This is a genomic window from Amycolatopsis sp. NPDC102389 (assembly GCF_044765885.1).
Classification (GTDB): domain Bacteria; phylum Actinomycetota; class Actinomycetes; order Mycobacteriales; family Pseudonocardiaceae; genus Amycolatopsis.
Genome location: NZ_JBIWKX010000009.1, coordinates 144085 through 163615 on the forward strand (window position 1 = coordinate 144085; position 19531 = coordinate 163615).

Here is a 19531-nt window from a genome sequence, read left to right on the forward strand (position 1 = left end):
CCGCTTGAGAACCCCTTGATCCCACCCTGGACAGCTCGCCCACTTCCGTTAGTCTCACCGTCGCGAGCCGAACATGTCCGTCGGCGAGTATCCGGCGCATGGAAATCCCCAGGGTCGGTGTTCCCGACGCGCTGGCCTCGCGCCTCACGATGGCCGAACAACACGAGTACCTCAGTCGCCGCACGATGCTCAAGGGAACCGGCGCCCTCCTCGCGGCCGGGCCGCTTCTCTTGCAGGGCACCGCGTACGCCGACGGCGACAAGGTCGTCCCGGTGGGGCGGCATCTCGCGTTCGGCCGGAACCCGCGGACGTCGATGCGGGTCGCGTGGCAGGTGCCGGCGCCGGTGCGGAAGCCGTTCCTGCGCATCGCCGACGAGCACGGCGGCTGGAGTCATCGGATCCCGGCCGAGGTCCGCGCGCTGCATTCGGAGGTCGCCGGGGTCATCGCGCCGTACGACCAGTACTACCTGCACGCCGAGGCTGATCACCTCTGGCCCGGCCGCACATACCGCTACGCCGTCGGGCACGAGGGATTCGACCCGGCGTCGGGCGACGGCGGGCCCGCCGCGATCTCGACGTTCACCACCGCGCCCGTCCGGGGTGTTCCGGCGGGCAAGTTCACTTTCACCGCGTTCGGCGACCAGGGGGTTTCGACGACGGCGCTCGCGCAGGACGGTGCCGTCGCGCGGCAGAACCCGCGCTTCCACCTGCTGGCGGGCGACATCGCGTACGCCGATCCGAGTGGTGCGGGCAAGCCGCCCGGGTCCAAGCCCGACGCGGATCACGACCTCTTCGACCCCAAGGTCTGGGACGCCTATTACCGCCAGATCGAGGGTGTCGCCGCGTCGGTGCCGTGGATGGTCACCACCGGCAACCACGACATGGAAGCCCTCTACTCGCCCGACGGCTATGGCGGCCAGGTCAAGCGCTGGGACTTCCCCGGCGGCGGCCCGCACGATTGTCCCAGCGTGTACTCCTTCATCTACGGCAACGTCGGCGTGATCTCGCTCGACGCCAACGACGTCTCCTACGAAATCCCGGCCAACCTCGGCTACTCGCATGGCTCCCAGACCGCGTGGCTCAAGCGCCGCCTGCGGTATCTGCGGTCGCAGCCGGACGTCGACTTCGTCGTGGTGTTCTTCCATCACTGCGCCTACTCGACGACCAACCAGCACGCGTCCGAGGGCGGCGTTCGCGAGCAGTGGGTCCCGTTGTTCGACGAGTTCCGGGTCGACCTCGTGATCAACGGGCACAACCACATCTACGAACGCACCGACGCCCTGCGCGGTGGCAAGGTGACCCGCGAGGTCAAGATCGGCGACACCGTCGAGCCGGACCGCGACGGCACCGTTTACGCGACCTGCGGTGGTGGCGGGAAGAGTCTCTACAGTTTCCCCGTGCCCGACACATTCGCGGGGGAGTTCCAGTCCTATCACTGGGTCAAGGGCCGCGAGAAGGTGACCGAGACCGTTTCGTGGTCGCGGGTGCGCTACACCGGATACTCGTTCCTCGCGATCGACGTCGAGCCGGCCTGGCCCGGCCGCCGGACGACGCTGACCGTGCGGACCCTGCGCAACGACGGCGCCGAGATCGACCGGTTCACCCTGCGCCGCACCGCCGGCCTCCACCGTTCGCGGCACGCGACCGTGCTCGGGGCGGATGCGGGCGACGTATAACGACCTACACGCGCCCGCATGGTGGGACTCGGTGCCATATCGTGGACCGGAGACATACAGTCCGGGACATGTCGCCGAGAACCCTCCTGCGGGCCGTCATGGCCGTTTCCGCCGTCACGCTCCTCGCCGCGTGCAACGCCTCGGCCAAGGATCCGGCCGCCCAGAACGCCGCCGGACCCGCGCTGGTCCTGATCACGCCGAGCCCGGTCGGCGTCAACGACTTCCTCAAACTCGCCGTCCAGGGCATCGAGGACTCGGCCAAGAAACACAACGGGACGCAGAAGGTCTACCAGAGCACCGATCCGGCCTCGATCCAGCAGAACCTCGCGGCCGCCGTGCGCGAGAAGCCCGCCGTGATCGTCGCCGTCGGCTTCAACTTCGCCGACGCGATCGCGGCCGAGGCCGAGCGCAACCCCGAGCAGAAGTTCCTGTTCGTGGATTCCTGCACCACCAAACCGTTCCCGAACGTCACCTGCGCGGTGTTCCGTGAGCACGAGGGCAGCTACCTCGCCGGCGCCGAAGCCGGGCTGCTGAGCAAGAGCGGCAAGGTCGGCGCGGTCGTCGTGCTCGACGCGCCCCAGTTCCGCCGGTACTCGATCCCGTTCGGGCAGGGCGCGGAGAAGGCCAAGCCCGGCACCACCCTCGCCCCGCTGTTCATCGGCGGCTCGAACCCGTTCAACGACCCGGCCCGCGCGAAGGCGCTGGCCACCACGCTCGCCGGCCAGGGGGTCGACCACGTCATGGGCGCGGCCTCCGCGGCGGGCAACCTCGGCGTGTTCGAGGCGGCCAAGCAGGGCGGGTTCTTCGCGTTCGGCGTCGACGCCAACCAGTGCCCGGCGAGCCCCGGCCAGGTCGTGGACAACGTCATCAAGCGCACCAACGTCGTCATCGGCGACGGAGTCGACGCGATCCTCGGCGGCAAGACCGGCGAGACGAAGTCCTACGGCGTCAAGGAGAAGGGCATCTCCCTGACCGGGCTGGAGCCGGACGCGGCGACCTCGCAGTGCGTCGTGGCGACCCACCCCGACGTGCTGGCCAAGGTCGGCGAACTGCGGGACCAGATCATCTCGGGCGCGATCGTCGTCGATGACCCCGCCAAATCCTGACGCCGTCTCACTCCGGGGGATCGTCAAGCGGTTCCCCGGAGTGCTCGCGAACGACCAGGTGGACCTCGACGTCGGCAAAGGCGAGATCCACGCCTTGATGGGTGAGAACGGCGCGGGCAAGTCGACGCTCATGTCCGTGCTCTACGGTCTGCACCGGCCCGACGAGGGCACGATCTCCTTGCACGGCGAGGAAGTCTCCTTCGGCTCGCCCGCGCAGGCCATCGACGCCGGTGTCGGCATGGTGCAGCAGGGTTTCGCGCTGTTCGGCGAGCTCACCGTCACCGAGAACGTCGTGTTCGGCAGCGAACCGACCCGCCGCGGCCTGCTGGACCGCAAGGCGGCGACGGCCCGCGTCACCGAGCTGATCGAACGGCACGAACTGCGGCTGCGGCCCGGCGACCGGGTCCGTGACCTGCCGGTCGGGCTCCGCCAGCGCGTCGAGATCCTCAAACTGCTGTACCGCGAGGCCGGCGTGCTGATCCTCGACGAACCGACCGCCGTGCTGACCCCGCCCGAGACCGAGCGGCTGTTCGTCGTCCTGCGTACCCTCGCCGCCGAGGGCCGCACGATCCTGCTGGTGTCGCACAAACTCCAGGAAGTCCTCGCCGTCAGCGACCACGTCACGGTGCTGAGGGACGGCCGCGTCACCGCGCGCGGGCGTACCGCGGACCAGACGGCCGCCGGGCTGGCCGCGGCGATGACGGGACGTGTGGTCGACCTCGACCGCGTCCACCCGCCCGGGTCGCCCGGCGACACCGTCCTCGAAGCCCGTTCCCTGTCCGTTCCCGGTACGGAAGGAAAGCCGTTGCTGGAGAACGTTTCTCTGACCGTGCGTGCGGGGGAGATCGTCGGCGTGGCCGGGGTCGCGGGCAACGGGCAAGCCGAGCTTTCCACCGCCATCACCGGCCTGCGGAAGACCAGCGGCACCATCGTCCTCAAAGGACAGAACCTCGACGGGCTGTCGGTGCGCGCGCGGAGGGACGCCGGGCTCGCCCACGTCCCGGAAGACCGTGCCGAGGTCGGCTCGGCGCCCACGGCGAGCCTCCGCGAGAACCTGGCCGTCGGTTTCCATCGCAAGCTTCCCTTGGTGCGCAAGGGATTCCTGCGCCGCAAGGCGATCGACGACCACGCGTCGGCGATCATCGAGGACTACGACGTCCGAGCGTCCGGCCCCGCCGCCGCGATGGGCACGCTGTCCGGCGGCAACCAGCAGAAAGCGATCTTCGGCCGCGAGCTCACCCACGACGCGCCGTTCCTGCTGGTCGAGCAGCCCACCCGCGGCGTCGACGTCGGCGCGATCGAGAACATCCACGCCCGGCTCGTCGCCCATCGCGACGCCGGGCACGCGGTCCTGCTGATCTCCGCCGAGCTCAGCGAGATCCTCGCGTTGTCGGACCGCGTGCTGGTGCTGTTCGAGGGCCGGATCGTCGCGGAGTTCGCCAAGGACGAGGCCGATCAGCACACGGTCGGCCTCGCGATGGCGGGAGGTGCCGGATGACCCGCGTCCGCCTCATCGCCGTCCCGGTCGCCGCGGCGCTCGTCCTCGGCGCGATCCTGTTGCTGGCCACCGGAACCGATCCGCTGGCCGCCTACGGCGCGATCGTCTCCGGCGCGTTCGGCCCCGACGGCATCGGCGACACCCTCGCTTACGCCGTCCCCGTCGCGGGGATGGCGACCGCGCTCGCGATCCCGTTGCGCGCCGGCATGGTGAACCTCGGCGGCGAGGGACAGCTGGTGCTCGGTGCGGTCAGTGCGCTCGCCGTCGGCCTGTACGTGCCCGGCCCCGGGCCGGTCAAGGTGATCCTCGCGCTGCTCGCGGGCATCCTCGCCGGAGCCGCGTACGCCGCGCTGGCCGCGGTCTGCGAGAACCGGCTCGGCGTCCCGCTGCTGATCAGCACGCTGCTGCTGAGCTATCCGGCGATGTCGCTCGCCGGGTATCTGGTGCGGTTCCCGTTGAAGGACGCCGGATCCAGCCTGCCGCAGAGCCCGCAACTGCCCGAAAGCGCGCGGTTGCCCGAAATCGACGGCGTGACGACCGGGATCTTCCTGGTGGTCGCGGTCATCGCGGTCCACACGGTGATCGACGCCCGGACGCCCGCCGGTTTCGAGACCAAGGTGACCGGCTGGGCACCGCGATTCGCCGCCTACGCCGGGATCGACCGGCCGAAACTCACGCTGCGGCTGCTCGCCGCGTCCGGCGGGACGGCCGGGCTGGTCGGCGCGATCGCCGTTCTCGGCTTTCCGTACCGGTTCATCGACGGCGCGCTGATCACGCCGCAGTACACCTGGATCGGCCTGCTCGCGGCGCTGCTCGCCGGGGCCAGCCCGCTCGGGACGCTGCTCGCGGCGGTCTTCTTCGCGGCGCTGACCAGCGGCGGGTTCGCGATGGAACGCGCCACCCAGGTCCCGCGCGAACTGACCGCGGTCCTGCAGGCGGTGCTGATCATCTTCCTCGCGGCCACCTCGGGGGTCTTCAAGCGGAAGGGGAGGCGGGCATGATCGACGCGAGCCTGTTCTCCTCGGCGCTCACCGCGCTGACGCCGATCCTGTTCGCGGCGCTCGCGGGCGCGCTGTGCCAGCGGGCCGGGGTCTTCAACATCTCCCTCGAAGGATCCCTGCTGGTCGGTTGTTTCGGCGCGGTCGCCGGGAGCTGGTACACCGGCAGCGCCTGGATCGGCGTCGTCGTGGCGGTGATCGCGGCGACGGCGTACTCGCTGATCCTCGCGATCGGTTCGATCACCTTCGACGGCGATCCGATCGTGCTGGGCGTCGCGAGCAACCTGCTCGCGGTCGGCCTGACGAGCTTTCTCATCCGCACCGTCTTCGGCACCGAAGGTTCCTTCAGCGACCCCTCGTTGCAAGGGCTGGGCCAGTTCGGGCCGATCCCCGGGCAGTCGTTGCTGGTCTACCTGTCCTGGCTGGCCGTGCCCGGGCTCGCGGTCCTGCTCTATCGCCATCCGTGGGGCCTGCGGCTACGCGGGGTCGGCGAGCGTCCGGGGGCGGCGTCCAGTCTCGGCGTCAACGTGACGAAATACCGCTACGGGGTGATCCTCGCCGGGGGAGCGCTGTGCGGTCTCGGCGGCGCGCAACTGGCGCTGGGGTCGGTGACCCTCTTCGCCGAGAACATGACCGCGGGTCGCGGCTGGATCGCCGTCGTGGCGGTCATGCTGGGCCGCGCGCATCCGCTCGGGGTGCTCCTCGCGGCGCTGCTGTTCGGCCTCGCCGAGGCGTTCGGCTTCCGGTTGCAGGGCATCGGATTGCCGCAGCAGGCCACCGACGCCGCTCCCTATGTCGTCACGCTCGTGGCGCTGTTCCTGTCCAACCTGAAACGCAAGAAGGGACAGCCCGCGTGAGCGACGTCCTGCCCATCACCAAGATCCCCCGGCACGGACTGCCGCCGCGCGCCCTCGTGGTGGGCGATCCGGACCGCGCGACGGCGGTGGCCGAGTCGCTCGAGGACGCCGTCCTCGTCGGGCAGAACCGCGAGTACCGCAGCTACACGGGCACCTGGAAGGGCGTCCCGGTCGTCGTGTCCTCGCACGGCGTCGGCGGACCTGGTGCGTTGTGCCAGTTCGGTGAGCTGGCCGAGGCGGGTGTCCGCACGTTCCTCCGGCTCGGCACGGCCGGTTCGCTGGCCGAGGGGATCACCGACGGCGATCTCGTCATCGCCGAGGCGGCGGTCCGCGACGACGGGGTCACCCAGCAGCTGATCCACCCCGAGTACCCGGCGTTCGCCACTCCGGAAGTCGTCGTGGCGCTGAGCCGCGAGGCACCGGAGGCGCACCGGGGCGTGGTGTGGACGCGGGCCGCGTTCAGCCCGCTGGTGCTCACCCTCCCGATGGCCGAGTACCTGGCCGCGCGGGTGATCGCCATTGAGATGGAACTCTCCACGCTGCTGGTGTTCGCGGCATTGCGCGGCCTGCGGGCCGGTGGTGTGCTCGTGATCGACGGCGACGCGCGGCCCGAGCACCCCGACCCGTCGGCCTACGACCCGCATCGCGACGTCGTGGCCGCCGGAGTGGCGAGGGCGACCCGCGTGGCGCTGGACGCGCTCATCGACGTGGAAGGGGCGGAATGACCGAAGTGTGGCGTAAGGCGGCTCTCGAACTGGCGAGCACCCTGGCGGCGGACGCGGCCGAGCGGGACCTCGCCGGACGTCTCCCGGTCCACGAAGTCGGCTTGGTGCGCGAGTCCGGGCTCTTGCCGCTGCTCGACACCGCCGGCTGGGCGGCCGCGAACGAGGCCACCCGGATCGTCTCCGCCGCGGACGCGTCGGTCGGGCATCTGCTCGGGTACCACTACCTGCAGCTGTGGCGGACCGGCCTGTTCGGGCCGCGGGCGGCGAGCGAACCGGGCTGGTTCTGGGCGGGCGTGAGCAACCCGCTCGACGCGGCCCTGCTCTTGACCCCGATCGACGGCGGATTCACCGTCGAGGGCACCAAGACCTTCGCCACCGGGGCGGCCGTCGCCGACCGCCTGGTGGTCAGCGCGACCAGGACGGACAACGGCGACAAGCTGACGTTCGTCGTCGACGCGCGGGCCGACGGGATCACCTTCCCCGGCGACTGGGACAACATCGGCCAGCGGCTCACCGCGAGCGGCGCCGTGCGGTTCGAGGCCGTCCGTATCGACAAGGACGACGTGCTCGGCGCCCAGCCGGAAGACCAGTCGGATCCGAAGGTGCCCCGCATCTCCCTGGCGGCGATCGGCTTCCAGCTCATGCTGGCGCAGGTGTACGTCGGTCTCGCTTTCGGGGCGCTCGACGCCGCGGCCGTCTACACGCGGGAGACCGCCCGTCCCTGGACACTGTCCGATGTGGACAAAGCGACCCAGGATCCGTACACACTGGCCGGTTACGGTGAGCTGGTCGCGACGGCTCGGGCGGCCGGATTCGCCGTCGACGCAGCGGTTGCCGCCCTCGGCGAGGCCGACGAGCGCGGGTTCGAGCTGACCCCGGCCGAGCGCGCCGAAGCGGCGATCGCCATCTCGTTGGCGAAGATCGTCGCGAGCCGGGCCGCCGTCGAGACCACGAGCAAGGTCTTCGAGTTCACCGGTGCGCGGGCCACGGCGACGAAGTACGGCTTCGACCGTTTTTGGCGCAACGCCCGCACCTTGACGCTGCACGATCCCGTGACCTACAAGGCGCGCGAGGTCGGCGACCACTTCCTCAATGGGATCCCGCCGTGCCTTTCGGGGTACAGCTGATGACGCCGCCGATCCTCGCCGAAAGCGTCCGCCTCGACGGCGAAGGCGTGCACATCCTCGACCGCCGGGTCTTCCCGTTCGAACGGAACTGGGTGCTGTGCCGCACTTCGGAAGAGGTGGCGGTGGCCATCGAGGACATGGTCACGCAGTCCTCAGGCCCGTATTTCGCCGCACTGGGCGCGATGGTGCTCGCCGCGCGCGAGGCGTCCGGGTCCGCGGACCCTCGCGCCTACCTGGAGCGGGCGGGGGAGCGGATCGTCGCGACCCGCGAGACCAACAACCATCTGCGCAAGGCCGTGGCCGCCGTACTGTCCGAAGTGGACAAATCGGCAGGAGACCTCGTCGAAGCCGCGATGGCCGGAGCGCGAGCGGGTGACGAGTTGTACCGGTCGCGCAGCCGCGCGCTTGGCGAGCACGCGGCCGCGTTGGTGCCGGACGGGGCGACCGTGCTGACCCATTGCTGGGCCGACCTGTACCTCGTCGAATTCGTCCTGGCCGCGCGACGGCAGGGTAAGGAATTCTCCTTTCTCTGCACGGAAACCCGGCCGTACCTGCAGGGCGCGCGGCTGACCGCCGAGACGCTCGCCGAGATGGGCGCGGACACGCGGCTGATCACCGACGGGATGGGGGCCGCGGTGCTGTCCTCCGGTGAGGTCGGCGCGCTGGTGACCGCGGCCGACCGGGTCACCATGGACGGCCACGTCGTCAACAAGATCGGCACCCTGGGGCTCGCGGTGGCGGCGGACGCGTTCGGAGTGCCGTTCCACGCGATGGTCCAGGCGCCGGACCAGGCGGCACCGACCGGCGCCGACGTGCCGATCGAATACCGCGACGGCGACGAGGTGCTGAGCGTGCTCGGTCACCGCGTCGCGAGCGAACGCGTCCGTGGGCACTACCCGGCTTTCGACGTGACACCACCGCGATTCGTGACCGCGGTGGTGACCGACCGCGGGGCCTTCGAACCCGGACGGCTCCGCGAGTACTACACAGAAGGGGAAGCGAACCAGTGACCGCAACGCTGACCGCCCGTTGGGTGGTCCTCGACATCGAGGGCACGCTGACCGCCACCAGCTACGTGCACGTGACCCTCTACGACTACGCGCGTCCCCGGCTGGGCCCGTGGATCGACGAGCACGCCGGCGACCCCGAAGTCGCCGGCGCCGTCGCCTGGATCAAGGAACTCGGCGGGCTCCCGGCGGACGCGTCCACAGTGGACGTCGTGCGGGTGCTGCACGGCTGGATGGACGCCGACCAGAAGATCGCGCCGCTGAAGACGTTGCAGGGCCTCATCTGGCAGCGCGGGTACGCCGACGGCGACCTCACGACGGAGTTCTTCGGCGACGTCGCCCCGGCCCTGCGGTCGTGGCACGAATCGGGGCTGCGGCTCGCGGTGTTCTCGTCCGGTTCGGTCGCCGGGCAGATCGCTTCGTTCTCGCGGACCACCGACGGCGACGTCACCGGCCTGTTCGAAAAGCATTTCGACACCGTCAACGCCGGGCCGAAGCGCGAGGCGCCGTCGTACCGCGCGATCGCCTCCGCGCTGGAGGCCGAGCCGGGGGACATCGTGTTCTTCTCCGATGTCCCGGCCGAACTCGACGGGGCCGCCGCCGACGGCTGGCAGACCGTCGGCCTCGCCCGCGAGGGTGAGCCGTTCGGCGACGCGGACTTCGGGACACACCGGACGATCCGGACGTTCGACGAGATCAAGGTCGTCCCTTGATGAGTGTGCTGGAGCTGGCCGGACGCGCACTCGCCGAAGAGTCCGCGCGGTTCGCCGGGCTGGGCTGGATGCGGGGCACGTCCGGCAATCTCTCGGTGGTGCTCGGCCGCGATCCGCTGCGGGTCGCCGTCACCGTCAGTGGACGGGACAAGGGTGAGCTGACCAGCGACGACGTCGTGGTGGTCGGCGAGGACGGCCTCGCCGTCGCCGACCAGCCGCATCCGGACAAAGTGCCCTCGGCCGAGGCGGGCCTGCACGCCCGGATCGCGGCGGTGTCGGGCGCGGGCGCGGTGATCCACGTGCACGCGCTCGCCCCGGTGGTGGCCGCCGAGCACTGGCCGGACGGCGTCGAGCTGCGGGACCTGGAGATGCTCAAGGGTTTCGGCCGAGCCGCGCACGACGACCTGGTGACGATCCCGGTGATCGCCAACGGGCAGGACATGCGTGTCCTCGGTGACGCGTTCGAGGCGGGGTTCCGGGCGGACACGCCCGCGGTGATCGTCGCGCGGCACGGGATCTACGTCTGGGGGGATGACCTGCGCCACGCGCGTCATCGCCTGGAATGTTTGGAGTGGTTGCTCCGGTTCCGGGTAGAGACGAGACTCGTGAGGGAAGAAAGGGGAGTGCGATGACCTTGCTGACCGTGTGGCCGGACGACCGGCCCGGTGAGATCGCGCTCAGGACCGAGGATCCGGCCGTGATCACCGGGGAACTGGGGCGGCTGGGTGTCCGGTTCGAACGGTGGGACCTCGTGCCCGGCCTGCCGCGGGAAGTGACGCCCGAGCAGGTGCTGGCCGCCTATGAGGAGCCGATCGGCAAGGTCTCGGCGGCCGAGGGCTACACGTTCGTGGACGCCGTCCGCATGACCCCGTCCGACGAGCCCGGCTGGGCGGCCGAAGCCGCCGAAGCCCGGCAGAAGTTCCTCGCCGAACACACCCACGACGACGACGAAGACCGCTTCTTCGCGCGCGGGTCCGGTGTGTTCTATCTGCATGTCGGGGGCAAGGTGTACGCGGTGCTGTGCGAGGCGGGGGATCTGCTGAGCGTGCCCGCGAACACCACGCACTGGTTCGACATGGGGACGCGGCCCGACTACGTGTCCATCCGGTTCTTCCACGACGACGGCGGGTGGGTCGGCAACTTCACCGGCGCGACGCTGGCGGGGGACTTCCCGGGGTTCGACGAGTTGACCGCGGGGCGTTACTGAGCGTTTTGGTCTCGTGAGTGGTAAGGGCGGTCAGAACCGCCCTTACCACTCACGAGCCTTCGCGCGCTGCCGGGTCTGTCAGGCGGGGGACCAGAGGGCAGGCACGTTCGGCGGCTCCCAGCCGGGCAGGGAGCGGTGACCCTGCCGGCATACGTAAGCCGCGCCGTTGTAGGTCACCCGGGCGCCGGTGGCGTAGTCGACGTTCGGCTTCCAGGCGTCGGACGGCACCGTGGTGGTCGTCGTCGGGGTGGTGGTGGTCGTCCGGGTCGTGGTGGTCGGACTGGTGGTCGTGGTCGTGGTTCCCGTCGTCGGTGTGGTCGTGGTCGTCGGCGGAGCACCGCCGCCACGCGGGTTGTCCGACGCGATCGCGTAGGTCGTCCCGCCGAAGGTGAACGTGAAGTTCGACGGCGAGGCGATCGGCATGTAGTAGTTCAGCCGGATCTCGATCGTGGCCCCCGGGGCGATGGTCTGCCAGGTCGGCACGGTCACCGCGACGTGCTGGAAGTCTCCCTTCATCCCGCCGGAGTTGGGCCCGCTGTGGCCCTTGCTCGTGACCGTCAGGCCGAAGCCCGACTGGTCGGACATGCTGCCGGGCGCGCTCGTGCCGTAGTCGAACTCGATCTTCGTCCCACTGGGGATGGTGGTGGTCGAATTGTTGGTGACGCGCATCCGCGGGGTGATCGGATAGTTCGCGTCGCCCAGCGCGAATCCGGTCAGGTTGACGTTCGCGTTCAGCACCGAAGACGGCGCGGGACGCGACGACTTCGAGTTGCCGTACGGGGCCGCGCCGCGCAGGCCGTCGTTGATCTTCGTGATCAGCGTGTCGCCCATGAAGTACTGGCCCTTGGCGCTGTCGAAGGCGTAGTCGCCCGCCAGTTCCCAGATCATGATGCCGCCGATGCCCTTGTCGGCCACGTACTTGGCCTTCGTGGCGAGCGACTCTTCGTCCTCAGTGGACAGGAACACCTTCTTGTCGTTGTTCCACAGCCACGGTGTCACCATCGTGTTGTCGTAGAACCTGTTGTAGGAGCCGGAGAGCCGGTCCTTCGGGTTGTTCTTCGGGTCCAGCCCGTACTTCTCCAGGTAGTCCGGGGTGATCTCGTTCTCGAGGTTCTTCGCGTGCCACATGGGGTTCGCGCCCGCCGGTACCTCGGCGCCCGTCATGCTCATGTCGTGCCAGAGGTTGTCGATGCCGATCGCGCCGTTGCCGCACGGCACGGTCGAGCCGACCTGGGATCCGGTCCCCGGTGGACACTGTTTCTGATCAGGGAGCGGTGCGGTGCCCCACAGGCCGTTCGTCCCGCCGGACACGCCTTGCCAGCCCCGGGTGTAGAACCCGACACCGATGTTGATCCGGCCCGCCTGCATGGCGCCGCGGAAATAGTGATACGCCCAGTCGGTGTTGAGATAGCCTTGCCCGTCGTACTGCGGTGTCGTGTACACCTGCCAGTGCGCGAGTTCCGCGTCCTTGCCGTTGTCGTAGAGCGCCGCGTTCGGCCCGGCGAAGTGGTTCCACGCGCCGTGCAGGTCGTAGCTCATCATGTTGGCGTAGTCGAGATACTGCGTGACGCCGTAGACCTCCTGGCCGCGCAGCAGCCAGCCGGACGCGGGGACGGCCGCGGTAAGCAGGTAGTGCTTGCCGTCGGCGGCGCCCGCCTGGTCGATCTTCTGGCGCAGCGTGCGCATCAGGTTCTCGTAGCCCGCCCAGAGAGTGCCCCGGTTGGACTGCGCGATCCAGTAGTCGTCCGGGTTCCCGGCGTAGTTCGCCGACGTCGCGTATTCGTAGTCGATGTCCGCGCCGTTGAATCCGTAGTCACGCAGGAACTTCACGACGGAATCCGCGAAGGTGTCGATACTCGCCTGGCTTTGCGTCATCTTGTAGAACCCGCCCGACGCGTTGCGCGTGCCGTCCGGGTTCAGGAATCCGCCGGTCTCGGCCCAGCCGCCGATCGACACCAGGGTCTTCACGTTCGGGTACTGCTTCTTGTACTTGTTCAGCAGGTTGAAATGCCCCTTGTAGGGCAACGAAGGATCCATCTCCGCGCCGGGCACGCCCGGCCATTCCATACCGATGGACTCGTTGTTCGGGCCCGGGTCACCGACCGACACCTTGTTCTGCGCGTCCACATGCGCGAACGCGTAGTTGAGGTGGGTGACCTTGGTCCACGGGATGTTGCTCGCCAGATACGCGGGCGCGCCGTTCTTTCCGGTGCGCCAGCTGGTGAAGTAGCCGATCACCCGGCGGGAATGCCCTTCTCCCAGGGATTCCCGGCCGTTCGTGTCGTAGACGGTGCAGTAGGGGGTGTCGACGCCGGGTGTCCGGTACAGCCCGTCGGGGCGGCAGTCCTCGTGGCCTGCCGCGCTCGACGTGGAGGGGCTGATGACGACGATCATGAGTCCGGCCAGCGTGATGAGCGACGCCAGCAGGGGGAGTAGTTTCCTGGTTCTCCTTGGCACGCCGAACCTCCGACAGTGGAAGATGGCCCTCGGTCACAGCAGCTTGAGCCGCCGACCTGGCGTGCGTCAATAGGTGTAGACCAATTTCCATCCTGTGCCGTACGGCGGGGCGTACCTGTGGTTCGTCAGGTCCGGTCCTCGTCGAGAAGTGAGGACCGTTCCGGTGCCGGGGTGTAAGTCAGGCCCCGCAGCAGAGTTCGCGGATGGCCATACCGCCTGCCACATCTGGTGAGTGCTATGACCCCGTGTCCTTCGACGCGGGTGCGCGGGCCGACCTTGCCGGGGTGCACCGAAAGCGCTTCGGCGATCGTGTCCGCGTCGCAGTGGTCCGGGAGATCGAGTTCCGCCTTGAGGCGACGGTGGCGGCGGACGAATTCCCGTTGCCAGTCCAAGGGATCATCGGTATGCGGGATGTCGTCGGCCCAGCCTTCGGGCAATGGGGTGTCCTCGTGGGGGAGCAGGTAACCGTTCTCGGCCGCGAGTTCGCCGACCGATTCCTCCGGTGCGGCGTTGGCGTAGAAGCGGATCAGTTCGCCTTTTTCGGCGACGCACCAAGATGTCATGGAGTCGCCATGGCTGCGGTAGTAGTTATGCGCCTCACCGAATCGGCGGCTCAAAGCGACGCAGCGCTCCCGATCGACGTCGCGCCGGACCTTCTCGTTCGCGAGCATGGCCTGATAGTGCTCGCGAGGCTCGATGCTCCAGGTGCTTTCTTCGGTGACGTCCGCGGGGTGCAGATCGTCCGACGCCCGGCCGAACACGAACGTCCATCCATCGAGCGCCGGACTGACGTAGACCCGGGCACACTGTTGATGCCCGAAGCCGTCATGGTGCTGCCGCCAGATTTCGGCGCCGAGCGACATGGTCACCGGCTCTGGATCGGACAGGCCGAACGCGTCGAGCACCGCGGCCTGGTCGCCGGTCCGGATGGCGTACCAGAACTCGCAGTACCGCATCGCGACCGGAACCTCGACGGCGAGCCTGCTCCGGATCAGGCGCCGGACGAGCGCGAGGTCGTGTTCGCCGAGCGCGTCCGGGCCGCCCAGACCGAACAGCAGGGTGAGTGCCGCGTTACGCAGCGCCTGATTCCCCGTTCGCCGGATTTCACGCAATTCGAGAAGGTCGTCCGGCCCGGTTTCCCGCAGATCCCAGGTGCTGACGCCTTTTCCCGCGACGAGGGCGTCGGCGACGGCTCTCATGTCCATCCGCGGAGGCTATCCGGTCAGTACGACAGAAAACTCGTTCCCGTCGGGATCCGCCATCTCCGCCTGACCGTCCCTGCCGGTACCGAGCCGGGTCGCGCCGAGAGTGACAAGCCGCTCGACTTCCGAAAGCGGGCCGTGCAGAACGAAATGGAGCCGGTTGCGTCCGGTCTTCGGAGTGAACGGCGGACCGCCCCAGGTGATCTTCGGGCCTCCGTGCGGCGACCGGATCGCGGTCTCCTGGTCCTGATCCCACACCAGCGGCCAGCCGAGCGCGTTGCTCCAGAAGTAGCCGACCTCCTGCGAGCCGTCGCTCGCGATGGCGCCGACGAAACCACATCCGGTGAGGAAACCGTTACCCGGCTCGATGACGCAGAACTCGTTGCCCTCCGGATCGGCGAGGACGACGTGTTCCTCTTCCGGGAGTTGGCCGACGTCGGTATGCCTGCCGCCGAGTTCGAGGGCTTTCGCGACCGTCCGCCGTTGATCCTCAAGGGACTCGCTCGTCAGGTCGAAATGCATCTGGTTCTGGCGGGTCTTCGGTTCCGCCGTCGGCACGAACCTGAGCCGGAATCCGGTGTCGTCGTTCGGGATCAGGGTGTCGCCGTCGGTTTCCCAGCCGAGGAGACCCGCCCAGAAACGCGTCAGGACTCGTGGGTCGTGCGCGGCGATACCCAGCGCTTGCAAGGTGACGGTCATAGCTGACGCTAGAAACGCCGGCGACCCCCACGCAACCGATTTGTCGTGGAGGGAGCCAAACATGCCGTGTTCGCGGGCGCGCCAGTGGTGGGCATGCCGAGCGGGGAGGATTTCGGACATCCAACGTCCGAAATCCTCCCCGCTCGCCGGCATCACTCACGACCCCTCCACAAAGCTCCGTATCGGGATATCGAGCACGCGGGGCAGGCCGGGTGTCTCTTCTGGGCGGTGGAGGACCTTGCCCCTCGAAAAGTATTTGAGGGGTAAGTCAAACGTGGCGCGGGTCCTCTTCGCTGACGTCAAAGCGCCACTGAATGTCCACAAAGGATACTTTTCACCTGCTGAGTGTCCGATTTATATCTATATGTACGATTCTGTTCGGGGTCGTGAGTGATAATGAGGGTTAGAACGCTCTTTGTCACTCACGACCCTCTTGTGAAACCGTGCAGACTGCCCAAACCGGGCACTTGCAGCTCGAAAAGTGTCCCTTATGGACACTCATCGCGTAGTCGGCCCACGTCGGTCAGCGCGGACCCAGGCCGCTAAGAGTGCGCGGCGCGCCGTATTTGACGTACCCCTCAATAAGTGAAGGCCTCCTTCCCTACCCTCAGGGTAGGGAAGGAGGCCTTCACGCCAACGATCAGCAGGAGACGCCGGGCCGCCCGTTCTCGACTCGCGCGGTCAGCGTCCGCAGGAACGACGGATCCCCGTCCGCGGTGACCTTCACGTCGTACCAGCCGCCGGAAACCGGCCAGTCCACCGTGACCGAACGTCCCGCTCCGACTCGCACGACCCGCGTGAGCCGTGAAGACGACAGCCGCAGCGTCAACGCCGAAGTGCCCGAGTTGGACAGCTTGAACTCGACGCCCGAACGCCACGTCTGGAACCGCGTCCGGACATCGACACCCGCGGCGGCCCCGCGACGGTTTCCGCGCAGTTCCCACCACGACCGGTTCGGCCCCTGCACGACGACGCGGTATTCGTCACCGGCAAGCCGCACGAGTTCCGGCGCCTCGCCGCGGACGTCGCGGTGCGCGGGCTCGGCGAACTCGCCCTTGTACGGGTACAGCGCGAAATGCGCCGACGCCGAGCCGCTGTTGGCCAGCGCAAGCGCCAGATTCCCCGACTTGTCGACCGCGCCGGACACCGACACCTGGTACGGCAGCGGCCGGGACGGCCGGTTGCCGGGTTCGGCCACGGGCAGGCTCTGCTCCGCCGGGGCGGACGGCCGCCAGCGGCTGATCGGCGCGGGCACCGGGCCGGGCCGGTTCACCCGCGGCTGACGTCCGGCGCGCGAGAAGTCGAAGGCGCCGGTGAGGTCGCCCGCGACGGTCCGCCGCCACTTGCTGATGTTCGGCTCGGCGATCCCGGTCCAGCGTTCGAGGAACCGCAGCACCGAGGTGTGGTCGTACACGGTGGAGTCGACGTTGCCGCCGATCGACCACGGCGAGACGACCGTCATCGGCACACGCGGGCCGAAACCGAGCGGCTGGCCGTTGAAATGGTCCGCGTCGTTCGCCGCGTTCCCGGGCGGAATCGGCGGCGGGACATGGTCGAAATAGCCGTCGTTCTCGTCGAAATTGATCAGCAGCACCGTTTTGGACCATGTCTCACGGTCGGACGCCAGCGCGTCGAGCACGCGGTAGATCAGGTTCGCGCTGCCGACCGGAGTGGACGCGCCGGGGTGCTCGGAGTCCTTCGCGGACGGCACCAGCCAGCTGACCGCGGGCAGGCGCCGCGCCTGGATGTCTGCCTTGAGCCGGGTCACCAGCGTCTCCGGTTCGCTGCGGTACATGGCCTTCTTGAACAGATTCCGCTCGGCGGGCGTCAGCTTGGCGACCCCGGCGTCGAACTGCGCCAGCAGTTTCGCGCGCTCCTCGGCGGTCTTCTTGGGCAGCGCGTCGTAGAACTCCTCGGTGGTGCGGAACTTCTCCTCGACCGAAGCGAGGATCTTCGTGCCGACCTTCTTGAACGGCACGAAGTACTCGACGGCGTTGTCGGTGAAGTTGTCCCACTCCTGATAGATCTGCCACGGCACTCCGGCGGCTTCGAGGCGCTCCGGGTACGTCGTCCAGTCGTAGCCCTGGTGGTCGTAGGAGTACGCCGCGTTCGTGACCGCGCGGTTGGTCGTGCCGCCCGGCTCGAATCCCGTCGTCCCGGTCCACAGGAAGTTCCGGTTCGGGTTGGTGGAGCCGAAGATCGAGCAGTGGTAGGCGTCGCAGATGGTGAAGGTGTCCGCGAGTTCGTACTGGAGCGCGATGTCGCGGCGCTCGTAGTAGGTCATGGTGGCGGGTGTCTTCGCCGCGATCCAGCCGTTGTTCCAGCCGCGCGCCCAAGCCTTGCCGCTGCCGTTCCAGCTGTGGTCGAGGTCGCCGAGGTACTGGATGTCGTCCGTGTTCCGGCCGGCGAGTTCGGCCGCCTTGCGTACCGAGAACGGCAGCACCGTGCCACCGGCGGGATTCGGCTGCTCGAACACCGATCTCCCCGACGGCAGTTCCAGGGGATGGGTGTCGGAGAAGCCCCGGACACCGCGCAGGCTGCCATAGTAGTGATCGAACGACCGGTTCTCCTGCATCAGCACGATCACGTGCTCGATGGCGTCGAGCCCGCCCCGGCGCATGGGTTCGGCCATCGCGGCGTGGACGGACGGCGGGAGAAGCGTGGTGGCGGCCGCGGCGCCGGTGGCGCCCAGCAACGTACGACGTGACAGTTCAGGCATGCCGGAACCTTGACCCAGTAATATGAACGCGACAAGAACCGAACAGGTCGACTCGGAGTCGGAAGCCGGATGGTGACACGACGTCGATCCGCGATTTCGGGCAGCACGACGAAACGACGGTGGGGGAGCCTCGTGAAACAGGTGTTCGCAGAACACGGTGGCGGTCGTCGCGTCGTCGTCCGCCGGGCCGCGATCAGTGTCGGCGGCGCCGCTTGTTACGGAGCCCTCCTGCTCGTCGCGCTCTCCGGCGTGCCGGACCTGCCCACCGCGCAGGGCCCCCTGTCGATCCCCGCGCCACAGACGACACCCCAGTCGCCCGAGACCCCGCCGCCTCCGCCATCGGCAACGCCGCCCACGACGCCGCCGCCCACGACGACGCCGGGCGAGCCGCGAACGGTTTCGCCGCCGGAATCGCGGGGAGCGCCGGAGCCGGTTCGCGAAACGTCGAGCACTGGCGCCAAACCCGCTCCGGACCGGGCGACGTCCTGGCCCGACCGGCCGGACACCCGGGCCTCCGACGGCTCCCCGCAGCCGGGCGGAGACCGCGGCAACGGCCGCGGGCACGACGACCCGCCCAGGAAGGCGAGGACCACGCCGCCCAAGAGCGGGCGCTGACGTCCGGTTCTGCCCGGTTCGTCGTGACGCCACTGCGGTGAGTGACCGTCGGGCGGGGTGACACCGCCGAACGGGCAGCGGGGCGGTAACCTCACGGGCACCAAAGACCGCAGACCCTTGAGGAGGGCCCGTGTCGGCAGGGCAGATCGCCGCGCTGATCGCCGCAGGAGCATTCGTCGTACTCGTCGTGCTGCTGGCGATCGTGCTGTTCAAGCTCGGCCGGACCCTGGACGAGGCCACGATCGCCATCCGCAAGGCGCACGAGAACACCGACCCGCTGCTGATCGGCGCGAACGAGACGATCACGCACGTCAACACGCAGCTGGAGCGGGTCGACGGCATCACCGCCAACGCGCAGGCCGTGTCCGGCAACGTGTCCGCGCTGTCGTCGGTGTTCACCGCGACGCTGGGCGGACCGCTGGTGAAGACGGCCGCGCTGTCCTACGGCCTCAGCAAGGCCATCAAGGCCCGCCGGAAGAAGGCGGAGGCGAAAGCCTCCCGCCCGGCGAAGAAGCGGGGCCGCAAATGAAGCGCCTTTTCTGGCTCGGCGTCGGCGTGGTCGCCGGCGTCGCCCTGTCACGCAAAGCGACGGAAACCGCTCGCCAGGCCACGCCGGCGGGGTTAGCCTCGAACCTGGGCGACGCCGTGCGGGAACTCGCGGGCGCCGTCGGTTCGTTCGGCGCGGAGGTCCGCGCCGGGATGAGCGAACGGGAACAGGAGCTGCACGACATGGTGTCCGAACGGAGCGGCTTGAGCACGGCCCCCGTGACCGAGGGCAGGCACGCGGCGCAGTCGCGGCGCCCGGTCCGGCGAGCTCGCCGGGCGGAGGGCTGATCGGGTCGCGTCCGCGACCGGAAGATCCCAGCCCCCCGCCGTTCCCGCCTGTCCGCATTCCCAGCGCCCTTCGCGCGAGCCCGTATACAAG

The 19531-nt window shown here is 69.0% G+C and carries 18 protein-coding genes; 14 read left to right on the plus strand and 4 right to left on the minus strand.

The features are described from left to right. Positions 1-98 precede the first annotated feature (98 nt). The 11 genes from ACIRGA_RS11195 to ACIRGA_RS11245 all read left to right on the plus strand — a co-directional run bounded on the left by ACIRGA_RS11195 (position 99) and on the right by ACIRGA_RS11245 (position 10914). Positions 99-1676: a purple acid phosphatase family protein gene (locus ACIRGA_RS11195; protein WP_400939366.1), complete on the plus strand. Its 1578-nt coding sequence runs from the start codon at positions 99-101 to the stop codon at positions 1674-1676. Between the two features lie 68 nt (positions 1677-1744). Next, positions 1745-2782, plus strand: a complete 1038-nt coding sequence (locus tag ACIRGA_RS11200) for a BMP family ABC transporter substrate-binding protein (protein ID WP_400939368.1) — start codon at positions 1745-1747, stop codon at positions 2780-2782. Then, positions 2763-4280, plus strand: coding sequence for an ABC transporter ATP-binding protein (locus ACIRGA_RS11205; RefSeq protein ID WP_400939370.1), 1518 nt, complete (start codon positions 2763-2765; stop codon positions 4278-4280). The genes ACIRGA_RS11200 and ACIRGA_RS11205 overlap by 20 nt, the downstream gene beginning before the upstream one ends. Next, positions 4277-5281 (plus strand): ABC transporter permease, encoded by a 1005-nt coding sequence (locus ACIRGA_RS11210; protein ID WP_400939373.1) that lies wholly within the window; start codon positions 4277-4279, stop codon positions 5279-5281. The genes ACIRGA_RS11205 and ACIRGA_RS11210 overlap by 4 nt, the downstream gene beginning before the upstream one ends. Beyond that, positions 5278-6135 (plus strand): ABC transporter permease, encoded by an 858-nt coding sequence (locus ACIRGA_RS11215; protein WP_400939375.1) that lies wholly within the window; start codon positions 5278-5280, stop codon positions 6133-6135. The genes ACIRGA_RS11210 and ACIRGA_RS11215 overlap by 4 nt, the downstream gene beginning before the upstream one ends. Beyond that, complete coding sequence (locus ACIRGA_RS11220; protein WP_400939377.1) at positions 6132-6860, plus strand: nucleoside phosphorylase; 729 nt, start codon at positions 6132-6134, stop codon at positions 6858-6860. Before ACIRGA_RS11215 ends, ACIRGA_RS11220 begins: the two co-directional genes overlap by 4 nt. Then, the gene (locus ACIRGA_RS11225; protein WP_400939380.1) at positions 6857-7987 is read left to right on the plus strand and encodes an acyl-CoA dehydrogenase family protein; all 1131 of its coding nucleotides are present in this window, start codon (positions 6857-6859) and stop codon (positions 7985-7987) included. Before ACIRGA_RS11220 ends, ACIRGA_RS11225 begins: the two co-directional genes overlap by 4 nt. Further along, the gene (locus tag ACIRGA_RS11230) at positions 7987-8997 is read left to right on the plus strand and encodes a s-methyl-5-thioribose-1-phosphate isomerase (protein WP_400939456.1); all 1011 of its coding nucleotides are present in this window, start codon (positions 7987-7989) and stop codon (positions 8995-8997) included. The genes ACIRGA_RS11225 and ACIRGA_RS11230 overlap by 1 nt, the downstream gene beginning before the upstream one ends. Then, complete coding sequence (mtnC, locus tag ACIRGA_RS11235; RefSeq protein WP_400939382.1) at positions 8994-9707, plus strand: acireductone synthase; 714 nt, start codon at positions 8994-8996, stop codon at positions 9705-9707. The genes ACIRGA_RS11230 and mtnC overlap by 4 nt, the downstream gene beginning before the upstream one ends. After that, positions 9707-10339, plus strand: a complete 633-nt coding sequence (gene mtnB / locus ACIRGA_RS11240; protein ID WP_400939385.1) for a methylthioribulose 1-phosphate dehydratase — start codon at positions 9707-9709, stop codon at positions 10337-10339. The genes mtnC and mtnB overlap by 1 nt, the downstream gene beginning before the upstream one ends. Next, positions 10336-10914 carry a 1,2-dihydroxy-3-keto-5-methylthiopentene dioxygenase gene (locus tag ACIRGA_RS11245; protein WP_400939388.1) on the plus strand — a complete coding sequence of 193 codons (579 nt, stop codon included), beginning with the start codon at positions 10336-10338 and terminating at the stop codon, positions 10912-10914. The genes mtnB and ACIRGA_RS11245 overlap by 4 nt, the downstream gene beginning before the upstream one ends. A 78-nt stretch (positions 10915-10992) precedes the next feature. Here the strand turns inward: ACIRGA_RS11245 and ACIRGA_RS11250 are convergent, their stop codons facing one another. From ACIRGA_RS11250 to ACIRGA_RS11265, 4 genes are all read right to left on the minus strand, one after another. After that, positions 10993-13371, minus strand: a complete 2379-nt coding sequence (locus tag ACIRGA_RS11250) for a chitinase C-terminal domain-containing protein (protein WP_400939391.1) — start codon at positions 13369-13371, stop codon at positions 10993-10995. Positions 13372-13496: 125 nt separating this feature from the next. Further along, positions 13497-14576 (minus strand): hypothetical protein, encoded by a 1080-nt coding sequence (locus ACIRGA_RS11255; RefSeq protein ID WP_400939394.1) that lies wholly within the window; start codon positions 14574-14576, stop codon positions 13497-13499. 9 nt (positions 14577-14585) lie between these two features. Continuing rightward, a complete protein-coding gene (locus ACIRGA_RS11260; protein ID WP_400939397.1) occupies positions 14586-15272 on the minus strand; it encodes a VOC family protein in 687 nt (228 codons plus the stop codon). Positions 15273-15912: 640 nt separating this feature from the next. Continuing rightward, on the minus strand, positions 15913-17991 hold the full coding sequence (locus ACIRGA_RS11265) for a phosphocholine-specific phospholipase C (RefSeq protein WP_400939400.1): 2079 nt from the start codon (positions 17989-17991) through the stop codon (positions 15913-15915). 132 nt (positions 17992-18123) lie between these two features. On the opposite strand from ACIRGA_RS11265, the gene ACIRGA_RS11270 reads away from it, so the two are divergent. From ACIRGA_RS11270 to ACIRGA_RS11280, 3 genes are all read left to right on the plus strand, one after another. Next, entirely contained in the window at positions 18124-18606 is a 483-nt protein-coding gene (locus ACIRGA_RS11270; protein WP_400939403.1) for a hypothetical protein, read from the plus strand. Between the two features lie 130 nt (positions 18607-18736). Next, the gene (locus ACIRGA_RS11275) at positions 18737-19135 is read left to right on the plus strand and encodes a DUF948 domain-containing protein (RefSeq protein ID WP_007031187.1); all 399 of its coding nucleotides are present in this window, start codon (positions 18737-18739) and stop codon (positions 19133-19135) included. After that, positions 19132-19440 (plus strand): hypothetical protein, encoded by a 309-nt coding sequence (locus ACIRGA_RS11280; protein ID WP_360127082.1) that lies wholly within the window; start codon positions 19132-19134, stop codon positions 19438-19440. Before ACIRGA_RS11275 ends, ACIRGA_RS11280 begins: the two co-directional genes overlap by 4 nt. The last annotated feature ends 91 nt before the right edge of the window (positions 19441-19531 follow it).